This is a genomic window from Streptomyces viridosporus, from assembly GCF_002078235.1.
GTDB lineage: Bacteria > Actinomycetota > Actinomycetes > Streptomycetales > Streptomycetaceae > Streptomyces > Streptomyces viridosporus.
This window is the reverse complement of record NZ_MSGP01000467.1, coordinates 1-13,197: the sequence shown is the minus strand read 5'-3', so window position 1 is coordinate 13,197 and position 13,197 is coordinate 1. Positions and strand designations below refer to the sequence as shown.

11 protein-coding genes are annotated in these 13,197 nt (G+C 72.5%); 8 read left to right on the top strand and 3 right to left on the bottom strand.

Annotated features, from left to right (window positions below; all coding sequences use genetic code 11):
* Positions 1–55 precede the first annotated feature (55 nt).
* The gene (locus B7L92_RS29300) at positions 56–1,225 is read right to left on the bottom strand and encodes a LacI family DNA-binding transcriptional regulator (RefSeq protein WP_081240387.1); all 1,170 of its coding nucleotides are present in this window, start codon (positions 1,223–1,225) and stop codon (positions 56–58) included.
* Between the two features lie 219 nt (positions 1,226–1,444).
* On the opposite strand from B7L92_RS29300, the gene B7L92_RS29295 reads away from it, so the two are divergent.
* Entirely contained in the window at positions 1,445–1,864 is a 420-nt protein-coding gene (locus B7L92_RS29295) for a Rieske (2Fe-2S) protein (RefSeq protein ID WP_081240386.1), read from the top strand.
* Positions 1,865–1,906: 42 nt separating this feature from the next.
* On the opposite strand, the gene B7L92_RS29290 is transcribed toward B7L92_RS29295, so the two are convergent.
* Positions 1,907–2,854, bottom strand: coding sequence for a hypothetical protein (locus tag B7L92_RS29290; protein ID WP_081240385.1), 948 nt, complete (start codon positions 2,852–2,854; stop codon positions 1,907–1,909).
* Positions 2,855–3,131: 277 nt separating this feature from the next.
* Positions 3,132–3,296, bottom strand: a complete 165-nt coding sequence (locus B7L92_RS41200) for a hypothetical protein (RefSeq protein ID WP_170102257.1) — start codon at positions 3,294–3,296, stop codon at positions 3,132–3,134.
* Between the two features lie 151 nt (positions 3,297–3,447).
* Between B7L92_RS41200 and uvrC the strand changes: the two genes are divergently transcribed.
* The 7 genes from uvrC to pgk form a co-directional block, all read left to right on the top strand.
* Positions 3,448–5,538 (top strand): excinuclease ABC subunit UvrC, encoded by a 2,091-nt coding sequence (uvrC, locus tag B7L92_RS29285; RefSeq protein WP_081240384.1) that lies wholly within the window; start codon positions 3,448–3,450, stop codon positions 5,536–5,538.
* A complete protein-coding gene (gene rapZ / locus B7L92_RS29280; protein WP_081240383.1) occupies positions 5,535–6,539 on the top strand; it encodes an RNase adapter RapZ in 1,005 nt (334 codons plus the stop codon). The genes uvrC and rapZ overlap by 4 nt, the downstream gene beginning before the upstream one ends.
* Positions 6,536–7,603, top strand: coding sequence for a gluconeogenesis factor YvcK family protein (locus B7L92_RS29275; protein WP_004989550.1), 1,068 nt, complete (start codon positions 6,536–6,538; stop codon positions 7,601–7,603). Before rapZ ends, B7L92_RS29275 begins: the two co-directional genes overlap by 4 nt.
* Positions 7,594–8,583: a DNA-binding protein WhiA gene (whiA, locus tag B7L92_RS29270; protein WP_016826777.1), complete on the top strand. Its 990-nt coding sequence runs from the start codon at positions 7,594–7,596 to the stop codon at positions 8,581–8,583. The genes B7L92_RS29275 and whiA overlap by 10 nt, the downstream gene beginning before the upstream one ends.
* Positions 8,584–8,737: 154 nt before the next feature.
* On the top strand, positions 8,738–11,692 hold the full coding sequence (locus B7L92_RS29265; protein ID WP_081240382.1) for a M14 family metallopeptidase: 2,955 nt from the start codon (positions 8,738–8,740) through the stop codon (positions 11,690–11,692).
* A gap of 228 nt (positions 11,693–11,920) precedes the next feature.
* Entirely contained in the window at positions 11,921–12,928 is a 1,008-nt protein-coding gene (gene gap, locus B7L92_RS29260; RefSeq protein ID WP_004989557.1) for a type I glyceraldehyde-3-phosphate dehydrogenase, read from the top strand.
* A gap of 146 nt (positions 12,929–13,074) precedes the next feature.
* Positions 13,075–13,197, top strand: a 123-nt coding sequence (pgk, locus tag B7L92_RS29255) for a phosphoglycerate kinase (RefSeq protein ID WP_081240388.1), incomplete at its 3' end; no start/stop codon positions are given.

Genomic DNA, 13,197 nt, shown 5'->3' with positions numbered 1-13,197 from the left:
AGCGCGCCGGCGCGCTGCGGTACCAGGTCGATCAGTGCCTCACCGGCCACGACGATCACGAGGGGTTCCTTTCGGACTGCACGGGCTGCACGGGCTGCACGGGCTGCACGGGCTGCCCGGACTGCACGGGCTGCATGGACTGTGCGGGTTGCGCGGACTGCGCGGACTGCCGGGACGTGCGGCGGGGGTCGGCGCGCCCGGACTCCGGCCGGTCCGGGCAGCCGCAGGAGGTGCGGTGCACGAAGGCGCACGGGAGCCGCACCGTCCGCGCGGGCCGCTCCGGCGCGGCGAGGCGGTCCAGGAGCACCTGGACGGCACGGGCGCCGATGTCCCTGCTGGGCTGGGCGATCGCGGTGAGCCGGGGCGAGAACAGGTCCGCCCAGGCGAAGTCGTCGAAACAGCACAGCGCGATGTCCTCGGGCACGGACAACCCGTGCGCCCGCAGGGCACGCAGCGCGCCGATCGTCATGGTGTTGTTGGCGGTGACCAGCGCGGTGGGAGGCGGTCCGAGGGACAGCAGGGCGGCGGTGGCCCGCTCGGCACCGGCCGACGCGGAGTCGCCGTGCGCCAGGAGCCGCTCGTCGTACGGCAGCCCGGCGGCCGCCAGACCGTGCCGGTACCCGGCGATCCGCTCGGCGGTGGTACTGAGCCCCGGCAGCCCGGCGACCAGGGCGATCCTGCGGTGGCCGAGCTCGGCGAGGTGGGTGACCAGCCGGGCCGTCGGACCGGTGTTCTCGGCGCAGACCTGGTCGAAGCGCGCGTCCCCGTCCTGTGGGGCGTCGACCACCCGGTCCAGGAACACGGCCGGCACCCGGTGCCGCCCGAGGTAGGCGAGGAGCCCGTCCGGCTGCGCGGAGGGCGCGGCGATCACGCCCTCCACCCGGCGCTCGTGCAGCAGTTGGACGACCTTGCGCTCGTGCTCCGGATCGTCGTGCGGGTCGGCGATGAGCAGGCTGTAACCGTGCTCCAGGGCCTTGGCCTCGACGCCCTGGAGGATCTCGGTGAAGTACGGGTTGCTGATCGCCGACACCGCCAGCCCGATCGACCGGGTGCGGGAGGTCACCAGGGAGCGGGCCAGGGTGTTCGGGGTGTAGCCGAGCTCCTCGACGGCGTCCAGCACCGCCCGGCGGGTGTGCGGGAGCACCGGCCGGGTGCCGTTCAGGACGTGCGAGACGGTCGCGACCGAGACACCGGCGCTCCGTGCCACGTCCGCCATCGTCGCCATCGTGTGCTCTCCCTCCGGCGCCCCGCGCGTCACTTCCGAGTCGGGAAGGTATCCCATCCGACGGCGGGCGTAAACGCTTGCGCAAGCGTTTACGCGAACGCTTGCGCGAGCCGGTGCACGCGTGCCCGCGCGCACCGTGGGCGCGGGCACCCGCCCTCGGTCGCCACGACCGCCCCGGGTATCGTCCCGGGTACTGCCGTTCGACCCGTGGAGCACCGTATGTCCGCCCGACCCGCCGCGAGCCGCCGCACCGTTCTGCGAGGCGTGGCTCTCACCCCCGTCGCCGGACTGGGGCTCACCGCCTGCGGAAAGGTCGAGGACGCCCCTTTGGGACTGACCGGGCCCGTCGAGCTCGGCCCCGAGAGCGAGGTGGCCAAGGGCGGCGCGAAGCTGTACCAGGACCACAAGGTCGTGGTCAGCCGGGGCGAGGACGGCACCGTCAAGGCCTACAGCTCCCTCTGCACGCACGCGGGGTGCCCCGTCAACAAGCTGGAGGGGACGAAACTGATCTGCCCCTGTCACGGCAGCGAGTTCGACGCCACCACCGGCAAGGCCCTGCGCGAGCCGGCCGTGGCCCCCCTGAAGCCGCTGACCGTCGAGGTGGAGAACGGCACGATGGTCGCCAGGCCGCAGGAGTGACCGGGCCGCGGGCCGGACGGCACCCGGCGTCCCGCCCCGCGGTCACTCCCAGTCCCAGGCGATCCCCACGTATCCCGACCGCACGCGCGGTTCCACCAGGTGCACCGAGCGGTGCCGGCCGCTGAACGCCAGTTCCTGACGGCCCCCGCGCGGGGCCGCGGCGGAGTGCTGGGCGAACCGGTGGCAGCGCACCGGGAGCGCCCCGGCGGTGAAGCACACCTGGAGCGCGTACTGACCCCCCGGGGAGTCTGTCCCGTGCACGTACTCGCGCGAGACCCCGGCCGTGCCGTCCTCGACGGCGTAGCGGAAGAGGAAGGTGTCCCCGGTCCGCAGCCTGGTGTCGAAGAGCAGCTCGGCCGCGAGCACGCCGGTGTCCTGGTGCCGGCGCACGCGTCCGGTGCGGCAGTTCTCCAGGGCGTGCACGGTCATCCGGTCCGGCGCGGAGCCCGGGTCGCCGTGGTGGACGGCGATGAAACGGTCGACGCCGTCCCGGTGCGCGCGCACGATGTGGTGCGACTCGCGCTCCGCCAGCTCGCGGCGTGCGCCGATCCGGACCCGCTCGTGGTGCCCCAGGGTGTGCAGTCCGCCCTCCCGGTGCGCGCCGAGCTCGGCCAGCAGCCGCTCGAGGACGCCCGAGGCCTCGATCAGGGAGCGGTAGGACCGGACCGCGGAGCGCCGGTCCGCCGGCCGTTCGTCCGCCTCGGCGAGCAGCCGGATCAGTGACTCCTCCGGCAGCTGCAGGATCTCCTCCAGCGCCCGCACGGCCCGCAGCGACTCCGGGCGCTGCGGGCGGCGGGCGCCCTGCTGCCAGTAGCTCAGGCTCGTGACGCCGACCCGCACGCCGTAGCGGGACAGATGGTGCTGGACCCGCTGCAGCGGCAGTCCGCGCGCGGCGATCGCGGCCCTCAGGGCGACGTGGAAGGGGCCGCCGCGCAGGGCCGAGTCCAGTTCCGCGGTGGCGACGTCCGCGTGCTGTGTGGCGTGCGGCATGCAGGGGCCTTTCTGTGAATGTCCACAACGGCTGGTCAGACCGTTCGCACGGGGCACTCCGGGACCCGCCCCCGTCGGCACGGCGGAGTCCGCGCATCCGTACGCCGCCGTTCAGGGCCCCGAGTTCCCCCGCATTGAAGCGTGTTGACCAAGCCCCGACAACACCTGATGCCCAACAGGGGCGCACACCTGCCAGGGGCCGTCCCGGCCCGGGGGCCGGGACGGCCCCTGGGGTCCGTACCGGGATGCGGTTTTCGTCCGGAGTGCCGTGGCGGCTCTACGCGCGGTCGGGCCCCTCCCGGTCCTGGAGGAGGCGCAGCCGCTTGGCGCGCACGATGTCGGGATCGCGCGGGTCGAGGGACTCGACGAGCGCGGGCGCCTCGTCCGCGTACCGGCGGGCCCGGGCCGGCCGTCGTGGTTTCTCGATCCGCGTCCGTCGCATCCGACCAGCCCTCCGGCTCGTGACCGTCCGCCGCTCACCCGAGGGGCGGACCCCCCACCTTCCCGTTCCCGGCCGGTGGTAACCCACCCGGGCCACCGGCCCGGGTCCGCGCCCCGCCGGAGTGTCGGCCCCCGACAGTAGGGTGTGAGACATGGCCGACCCCTCCAGCTACCGCCCCAGAGCGGGTGAGATCCCCGACTCGCCGGGGGTCTACCGGTTCCGCGACGAGCACCGCCGGGTGATCTACGTCGGAAAGGCGAAGAGCCTGCGCCAGCGCCTGGCGAACTACTTCCAGGACCTGGCGAACCTCCACCCGCGCACCCGCTCCATGGTCACCACGGCCGCGTCCGTGGAGTGGACGGTGGTGTCCACGGAGGTCGAGGCGCTCCAGCTGGAGTACTCCTGGATCAAGGAGTACGACCCCCGGTTCAACGTCAAGTACCGCGACGACAAGAGCTACCCGTACCTCGCGGTGACGATGAACGAGGAGTTCCCGCGCGTGCAGGTGATGCGCGGCCACAAGAAGAAGGGCGTGAGGTACTTCGGCCCGTACGCGCACGCGTGGGCGATCCGCGACACCGTGGACCTGCTGCTGCGCGTCTTCCCGGTGCGCACCTGCTCGGCCGGCGTGTTCAAGAACGCCGCCCGCACCGGCCGCCCCTGCCTGCTCGGCTACATCGGCAAGTGCTCGGCGCCCTGCGTGGAGCGGATCTCCGCCGAGGACCACCGGGGGCTCGCCGAGGAGTTCTGCGACTTCATGGCCGGCCGCACGGGCACCTACCTGCGCCGTCTGGAGAAGCGGATGGCGCAGGCGGCCGAGGAGATGGAGTACGAGCGGGCGGCCCGCCTGCGCGACGACATCGAGGCCCTGAGGAAGGCCATGGAGAAGAACGCGGTCGTGCTCGCCGACGCGACCGACGCCGACCTCGTCGCGGTCGCCGAGGACGAGCTGGAGGCGGCCGTCCAGATCTTCCACGTCCGCGGCGGACGCGTGCGCGGCCAGCGCGGCTGGGTCACCGACAAGGTGGAGGAGATCACCACCGGCGCCCTCGTCGAGCACGCCCTGCAGCAGCTCTACGGCGAGGAGAGCGGCGACACCGTCCCCCGGGAGGTCCTGGTCCCGGCCCTGCCGGACCCCGTGGAGCCGGTCCAGCAGTGGCTCACCGAGCGGCGCGGCTCGGGCGTCTCCCTGCGGATCCCGCAGCGCGGGGACAAGAAGGCCCTGATGGAGACCGTGCAGCGCAACGCCCAGCAGGCGCTGGCGCTGCACAAGACCAAGCGCGCCTCCGACCTGACCACGCGCTCGCGCGCGCTGGAGGAGATCGCCGACGCCCTCGACCTCGACAGCGCCCCGCTGCGGATCGAGTGCTACGACGTCTCGCACCTCCAGGGCGACGACGTGGTGGCCTCCATGGTCGTCTTCGAGGACGGGCTGGCCCGCAAGAGCGAGTACCGCCGCTTCCAGATCAAGGGTTTCTCGGGGCAGGACGACGTCCGCTCCATGCACGAGGTGGTCACCCGGCGCTTCCGGCGCTACCTCGCCGAGAAGGAGCGGACGGGGGAGTGGACCGACGGGGAGGACGGCGCCGACGGGGGCACGGCCCCCGACGGCCTGGCCGAACCGCCGGCGAGCACCCTCACCGAGGACGACGGCCGCCCCAAGCGCTTCGCCTACCCGCCCCAGCTCGTCGTCGTCGACGGCGGTGCGCCGCAGGTCGCGGCGGCCCGGCGGGCCCTGGACGAGCTCGGCATCGACGACATCGCCGTCTGCGGCCTCGCCAAGCGGCTGGAGGAGGTGTGGCTGCCGGGCGACGACGACCCGGTGGTGCTGCCCCGCACCAGTGAGGGCCTCTACCTGCTCCAGCGGATCCGTGACGAGGCCCACCGCTTCGCGATCACCTACCAGCGCACCAAGCGCGCCAAGCGCTTCCGCTCCGGTCCCCTGGACGACGTGCCGGGCCTCGGCGAGACCCGCAAGCAGGCCCTGATCAAGCATTTCGGGTCGGTCAGGAAGCTGCGATCGGCGACAATCGAGCAGATCTGTGAGGTTCCGGGCATAGGTCGCAAGACGGCCGAGACGGTCGCCGCGGCCCTGGCCGCGGCGGCACCCGCCGCCCCCGCCGTGAACACGGCGACGGGCGAGATCATGGAAGACGTGGAAGAACCCGGCCGGACCGCGGGTTCTCCCGGGGAGCCCGTGCCCGCGGGCGCCCCGGACCGACGACGGGGGCAGGAGACATGAGCGAGCACGAGACAGGGCCCGCGACCCAGCGGGAGCGGGCGCAGCAGGGACCCGGTGAGGGTGGCACCCCCCGGAGCACACGCCAGGACGACGGAGCACAGGTGAGTACGGGCAAGGAAAAGGCCGGGGCGCCCGAGGCGGCCATCCCCGAGCTGGTGATCATCTCCGGCATGTCCGGAGCCGGCCGCTCGACGGCCGCGAAGTGTCTGGAGGACCTCGGCTGGTTCGTCGTGGACAACCTGCCGCCCGCGCTGATCCCCACCATGGTGGAGCTCGGCGCGCGTTCCCAGGGCAACGTGGCGCGGATCGCCGTCGTCGTGGACGTCCGCGGCCGGCGCTTCTTCGACAACCTCCGCGAGTCCCTGGCCGACCTCGACGCCCGGGGCGTCACCCGGCGGATCGTTTTCCTGGAGTCCTCCGACGAGGCCCTGGTGCGACGCTTCGAGTCCGTGCGCCGCCCGCACCCCCTCCAGGGCGACGGCCGCATCGTCGACGGCATCGCCGCCGAGCGGGAGCTGCTGCGCGAGCTGCGCGGCGACGCCGACCTGGTGATCGACACCTCCAGCCTGAACGTGCACGAGCTGCGCGCCAAGATGGACGCCCAGTTCGCCGGCGAGGAGGAGCCCGAGCTGCGGGCCACCGTCATGTCCTTCGGCTTCAAGTACGGCCTCCCGGTCGACGCCGACCTGGTCGTGGACATGCGCTTCCTGCCCAACCCCCACTGGGTCCCGGAGCTGCGCCCGTACACCGGCCTCAACGAGGAGGTGGCGTCGTACGTCCTCAACCAGACCGGTGCCAAGGAGTTCCTCGACCGGTACGCCGAGCTGCTGCGGCTGGTCGCCGCGGGCTACCGCCGTGAGGGCAAGCGCTACGTGACCATCGCCGTCGGCTGCACCGGCGGCAAGCACCGTTCGGTCGCCATGTCGGAGAAGCTCGCCGCCCGGCTCGTCGCCGAGGGCGTGGAGACGGTGGTCGTCCACCGGGACATGGGACGGGAATGACACCACGTACTCCGCGGCTGAGCCGGCTGCGGCGCGCGGTCCCCGAGGGGCGCGCCGGCCGGCCGGCCGAGACCCGCGGCGCGAGACCGCGCCGCCGGGGCACCCAGCCCAAGGTCGTCGCGCTCGGCGGCGGCATGGGGCTGTCCGCCTCGCTCGCCGCGCTGCGCCGGATCACCGGCGACCTCACCGCCGTCGTCACCGTGGCCGACGACGGCGGTTCCAGCGGGCGCCTGCGCGACGAACTGGGCGTGCTGCCGCCCGGCGACCTGCGCAAGGCGCTGGCCGCGCTGTGCGGCGACGACGACTGGGGCCAGACCTGGGCCCGGGTCATCCAGCACCGCTTCCAGTCCAAGGGCGACCTGCACGAGCACGCGGTCGGCAACCTGCTGATCGTCGCCCTGTGGGAGCAGCTCGGCGACCACGTCCAGGCCCTGGACCTGGTGGGCCGGCTGCTCGGCGCGCACGGGCGCGTACTGCCCATGTCCGCGGTGCCGCTGGAGCTCCAGGCCCGCGTCCTGGGGCACGACCCCCGGCGTCCGGAGGACGTGGACACCGTCCGCGGACAGGCGACCGTCGCCCTCACCCCCGGCGAGGTGCAGTCCGTGCACCTCGTGCCCAACGACCCGCCCGCCGTCCCCGAGGCGGTCGAGGCGGTCCTCGACGCGGACTGGGTGGTGCTCGGCCCCGGATCCTGGTTCTCCTCGGTCATCCCGCACCTGCTCGTGCCCGAGCTGCTGGACGCCCTCCTCCAGACCAAGGCGCGCCGGGTGCTCTCCCTGAACCTCGCCCCGCAGCCGGGAGAAACCGAGGGCTTCTCCCCGCAGCGTCATTTGGAGGTTTTGGGACGACACGCCCCTAAACTCGCCCTGGACGTGGTGCTGGCCGACGAGGCCGCCGTGCCCGACCGCGACCTGCTGACCGACGCCGCCGAGCGGTTCGGGGCCGCGGTCGAACTGGCGCCGGTGGCCCGGCCCGACGGAAGCCCCCGGCACGACCCGGAGCTGCTGGCCGCCGCGTACGACCGTATTTTTCGGATGCATGGAAGGATCGGCCCATGGCGATGACGGCAGCGGTGAAGGACGAGATCTCCCGGCTTCCCGTCACCCGGACCTGCTGCAGAAAGGCGGAGGTCTCCGCCGTCCTGCGGTTCGCCGGCGGCCTCCACCTGGTGAGCGGGCGCATCGTGATCGAGGCCGAGCTGGACACCGCGATGGCGGCCCGCCGGCTCAAGCGGGACATCCTGGAGATCTTCGGCCACAGTTCCGAACTGATCGTGATGGCTCCGGGCGGGCTGCGCCGCGGCTCGCGCTACGTCGTGCGCGTGGTCGCGGGCGGCGACCAGCTGGCCCGCCAGACCGGTCTGGTGGACGGCCGGGGCCGCCCGATCCGCGGTTTGCCCCCGCAGGTGGTCTCGGGGGCCACCTGCGACGCCGAGGCGGCCTGGCGCGGGGCGTTCCTGGCGCACGGCTCGCTCACCGAGCCGGGCCGCTCCTCCTCCCTGGAGGTGACCTGCCCCGGCCCCGAGGCCGCGCTCGCCCTGGTCGGCGCCGCCCGCCGCCTGTCGATCGGCGCCAAGGCGCGTGAGGTGCGCGGCGTGGACCGGGTCGTCGTGCGCGACGGCGACGCGATCGGCGCCCTGCTCACCCGGCTCGGCGCCCACGAGTCGGTGCTGGCCTGGGAGGAGCGCCGGATGCGCCGCGAGGTGCGGGCCACGGCGAACCGGCTGGCCAACTTCGACGACGCCAATCTGCGCCGCTCCGCCCGCGCCGCCGTCGCCGCCGGCGCCCGGGTGCAGCGCGCCCTGGAGATCCTCGGCGAGGACGTCCCCGAGCACCTCGCCGCCGCCGGCCGGCTGCGCATGGAGCACAAGCAGGCCTCCCTGGAGGAGCTGGGCGCGCTCGCCGACCCGCCGCTGACCAAGGACGCCGTGGCCGGACGCATCCGCCGGCTGCTGGCCATGGCCGACAAGCGCGCCGCCGACCTCGGCATCCCGGGCACGGAGGCCAACCTCGGCGAGGAGCTCGCCGACAACCTCGTCGGCTGACGAAACGTCAGGAGGCCGGTGCGGGCGCCCACTCGGGTGATCCGCGCCGGCCTTCGCGTGTCGCCGAGGCGCCCTTGACTCGATCATCATGTGTCATGAGCCTGGCATCTGTTCGCCGCCGTGGCGGACCACCTCTGGGGAGGCCGTGGGGTTCATGAGACACAGAGCGGGATCGATCCTCGCCGTCGGCGCGTTCCTGGCCGGCACGGCGGTCCTGGCGCCCGTCGCCCAGGCACGACCGGAGAGCCCCGGGGCTCCCGGCGCGGAGGAGGTCAAGGTCTTCCGCGCCGACGTCACCAGCCGGCAGGTGCCCCTGCTGCTGGAAGCCGGACAGGACGCCCACGAACTCGGCGAGCGGGTCCCCGAGAAGGGCACCGCCACCGTCGAGGTGTACCTCACCGACCGGCAGGCCGCCCGGCTGGAGGAACGGGGCGTCGACCTCACCGAGCACACGCTCTCCGCCCGGGCGGAGAGCCGGGTCGCGGCCGCCGCGGAGGGCGTCTTCCGCCCGTACGGCGGGAAGGGCGGCCTCAAGGAGGAGATCCTCCGCACCGCCCGGAACCACCCCGACCTCACCAAGGTCGTCTCCATCGGCAGGACGATCAGGGGCCAGGACATCCTCGCCCTGAAGCTCACCCGGAAGGCCGGGAAGACGAAGGACGGTTCGAAACCGGCCGTCCTCTACATGTCCAACCAGCACGCGCGCGAGTGGATCACCCCGGAGATGACCCGGCGGCTGATGCACCACTACCTGGACAACTACCGGACGGACCGGCGCGTCAAGAAGATCGTCGACTCCACCGAGCTGTGGTTCGTCCTGTCGGCCAACCCCGACGGCTACGACCACACCTTCGCGAGCGACGCCAACCGCCTGTGGCGCAAGAACCTGCGGGACGTCAACGGCGACGGCGTCATCGGCACCGGCGACGGCGTCGACCTCAACCGCAACTTCCCCTACAAGTGGGGCTACGACGACGAGGGCTCGTCCCCCCACCCCACCAGCCAGACCTACCGCGGCGCGAGCCCCGGCTCCGAGCCCGAGACCAGGGCGATCGACGCCTTCCAGAAGCGGATCGGCTTCACCTACGGCATCAACTACCACTCCGCCGCCGAACTCCTGCTCTACGGGGTCGGCTGGCAGGTGGCCACGCCGACCCCCGACGACGTGCTCTACCGGGCCCTCGCCGGCACGCCCGGGAACTCCGCGATCCCCGGCTACCACCCGCAGCTCTCCTCCGAGCTGTACACCACCAACGGCGAGGCCGACGGCCACGCGGCCAACGTCAACGGCACGGCGATGTTCACGCCCGAGATGTCGACCTGCCAGACGGCCTCGGACGTCGACCCGGACGACGCGTGGCGGCCCGGCGACTGCCGCTCGACCTTCACCTTCCCCGACGACGAGAAGCTGATCCAGCAGGAGTTCGCCAAGAACGTCCCGTTCGCGCTGTCCGTCGCCGAGAGCGCCGCCCACCCCGACCGGCCGTCCTCCGCGGTCGGTTCGGAGGCCGCCGACTTCACCCCGGCCGCGTTCACCACGTCGTACGCCCGCGGCGGCGACCAGGAGGTCTCCGTCGTCGTCCGCAAGGCCGTGCGGGACAAGGAGCTCAAGTACCGCGTCAACGGCGGCCGTACGCACGGCGAGGCGCTGCGGCCCTGGAAGGGCGGCGAGCGGTTCGGCGGCGAGGACAACCTCCACTTCGACGAGTACCGGGCCGGGGTCGAGCACGGCGAGCCGGGCGACGAGGTCGAGGTGTGGTTCACCGGGAGGACCGGGGGCGGGAAGAAGGTCTCCAGCGAGCGCTTCACCTACACCGTCGCCGAACGGCCCCGCGCGGACGTCCTCGTGGTCGCCGAGGAGGGCGCGAAGGCCGCCCAGGCCCGGAAGTACGTCGACGCCCTCGGGGCCAACGGCCGGAAGGCGGCCGTCTGGGACGTCGCCGAGAGGGGCGCGCCCGACGCGCTCGGCGTGCTGAGCCACTTCGACACCGTCGTCCACCACACCGGCGCGGGCACCCCGGGCGTCGCCACCCAGCTCCAGCTGCGCGCCTTCCTCAACGAGGGCGGCCGGCTGATCGAGGCGGGCGAGCAGGCCGGCGGCAGCGTCGACCTCGGCGGCGGCGCCCTGTCCGACGACTTCAGCCAGTACTACCTGGGCGCCTACTCGCGCACGTCCACCTCCGAGGTCACCGCGTTCACCGGTTCCGGCAGGCTGGACGGCTTCTCCGGCGCGCTCGGCGACGCGCCCGGCAACCCGCTGGACAAGGCCGGCACCTACGGCGTCACCTCCGACGAGCTGCCCGTCGCGACGCATCCGCAGTTCGCGAGCGCCGGCGCCGGGCGGTTCCCGGGCACGGCCGGCCCGTACGGCCCGTACGCGGGTGCGTACATGGCCGCCGCGGTCCACACCGACGACGGCTACAAGCGCCTCACCCGCACCATCGACCTCACCGGCACCGACACGGCCGACGAGCCCGCCCTGCGCGCCCAGCTGCTGTGGGACACCGAGCCGGGCTACGACCACGTCGTCGTCGAGGCGCACACCGCCGGCGCCGACGACTGGACGACGCTGCCCGAGGCGGGCGGCGCGACCCGCACCACCGTGCCCACCGAGTGCGGGGGCGGGTTCTACGTCGGCGAGCACCCCTGGCTGAAGCACTACCTGACCCCGGCGGAGGGCGGCTGCGCCGCGACCGGCACCACCGGCGCGTGGCACAGCCTCACCGGCTCCTCCGACGGCTGGCGGCAGGTGGACTTCGACCTGAGCGCCTACGCCGGGAAGACGGTCGAGGTCTCGATCGCCTACGTCACCGACCCGGGCAGCGGCGGCCACGGCGTCCTCGTCGACGACGTCTCCCTCGTGGTCGGCTCCACCGCGACCGGCACCGAGGGCTTCGAGACCTCGCTCGGGGCCTGGAGGGCCTCCGGACCGCCCGCCGGGAGTCCCGCCGTCCTGAAGGACTGGGCCCGCACCGGAGAGCTGTTCCGGACCTACTCGGCGGTCACCACCGAGGACACCGTGCTGCTGGGCTTCGGCCTGGAGCACCTGACCTCGGCGGCCGACCGGGCCGCGCTGATGCGGAAGGCGCTCGACGCCCTCGACGCGTGACCGGGGGCGTCAACGAGCGCTGACCCGCTGTAGCGAGAAGGAGGGACAAAGGGCCCTCCGGTTCGGGCGGTCCGTACCCTACTGGTGGGTAAGGACCGCCCTGCCGGGTATGGGACGACTCGATGTCACGACCGGGGTCCCGGAGAGGTAGGGTCGACAGTGGTCGGGGACATCCCAAATACAGCTCGCCGGCACATCGGGCCGGCGTACCAACGAGGAGATCGGTTCGTGACGATCCGCGTAGGCATCAACGGCTTTGGCCGCATCGGTCGCAACTACTTCCGCGCTCTGCTGGAGCAGGGTGCGGACATCGAGATCGTGGCTGTCAACGACCTGGGTGACACCGCGACCACCGCCCACCTGCTGAAGTACGACACCATCCTCGGCCGTCTCAAGCAGGAGGTCTCGCACACCGAGGACACCATCACCGTCGGCGACAAGACGATCAAGGTGCTCTCCGAGCGCAACCCCGCCGACATCCCGTGGGGCGAGCTGGGCGTCGACATCGTCATCGAGTCGACCGGCATCTTCACGAAGAAGGAAGACGCCGAGAAGCACATCACCGGCGGCGCCAAGAAGGTCATCATCTCCGCCCCGGCGAAGAACGAAGACGTCACCATCGTCATGGGCGTCAACCAGGACCAGTACGACCCGGCGAACCACCACGTCATCTCCAACGCCTCCTGCACCACCAACTGCGTGGCGCCGATGGCGAAGGTGCTCGACGAGAACTTCGGCATCGTCAAGGGTCTGATGACGACGGTGCACGCGTACACGAACGACCAGCGCATCCTGGACTTCCCGCACAAGGACCTGCGCCGCGCGCGTGCCGCCGCCGAGAACATCATCCCGACCACCACGGGTGCCGCGAAGGCCACCGCCCTGGTGCTGCCGCAGCTCAAGGGCAAGCTGGACGGCATCGCGATGCGCGTGCCGGTTCCCACCGGCTCGGTCACCGACCTGGTCGTCGAGCTCGGCCGCGAGGTCACCAAGGAAGAGGTCAACGCCGCCTTCCAGAAGGCCGCCGAGGGCGAGCTCAAGGGCCTCCTCGAGTACACCGAGGACGCGATCGTCTCCTCCGACATCGTCAACGCCCCGGCGTCCTGCACCTTCGACTCGTCCCTGACCATGGTCCAGGACGGCAAGAACGTGAAGGTCATCGGCTGGTACGACAACGAGTGGGGCTACTCCAACCGTCTCGTCGACCTGACGGTCTTCGTGGGCAACCAGCTCTGACCGTGGAGCGGGCAGCCTGATATGAGTGCAGGGCTCGGCCGGTGCGGCAACGCGCCGTCCGGGCCCTGACGCGCGTATCGGAACGGTTGTCCTCTTTCGATCACGAGCGATCACGAGTGAACACGAGCTCTACCCAGGGAGCCCTCATGAAGACGATCGACGAACTCCTCTCCGAAGGGGTCGCGGGCAGGCGGGTCTTCGTCCGCGCCGACCTCAACGTGCCGCTGGACGGCACCACCATCACCGACGACGGCCGCATCCGCGCCGTG

What these genes read in the sequence shown, in the direction of transcription:
- B7L92_RS29300 (WP_081240387.1), bottom strand. Translation starts at nt 1,225, where the DNA reads ATGGCGACGATGGCGGACGTGGCACGGAGCGCCGGTGTCTCGGTCGCG.
- uvrC (WP_081240384.1), top strand. Translation starts at nt 3,448, where the DNA reads ATGGCCGACCCCTCCAGCTACCGCCCCAGAGCGGGTGAGATCCCCGAC.
- B7L92_RS29295 (WP_081240386.1), top strand. Translation starts at nt 1,445, where the DNA reads ATGTCCGCCCGACCCGCCGCGAGCCGCCGCACCGTTCTGCGAGGCGTG.
- rapZ (WP_081240383.1), top strand. Translation starts at nt 5,535, where the DNA reads ATGAGCGAGCACGAGACAGGGCCCGCGACCCAGCGGGAGCGGGCGCAG.
- B7L92_RS29265 (WP_081240382.1), top strand. Translation starts at nt 8,738, where the DNA reads ATGAGACACAGAGCGGGATCGATCCTCGCCGTCGGCGCGTTCCTGGCC.
- B7L92_RS29290 (WP_081240385.1), bottom strand. Translation starts at nt 2,854, where the DNA reads ATGCCGCACGCCACACAGCACGCGGACGTCGCCACCGCGGAACTGGAC.
- B7L92_RS29275 (WP_004989550.1), top strand. Translation starts at nt 6,536, where the DNA reads ATGACACCACGTACTCCGCGGCTGAGCCGGCTGCGGCGCGCGGTCCCC.
- whiA (WP_016826777.1), top strand. Translation starts at nt 7,594, where the DNA reads ATGGCGATGACGGCAGCGGTGAAGGACGAGATCTCCCGGCTTCCCGTC.
- B7L92_RS41200 (WP_170102257.1), bottom strand. Translation starts at nt 3,296, where the DNA reads ATGCGACGGACGCGGATCGAGAAACCACGACGGCCGGCCCGGGCCCGC.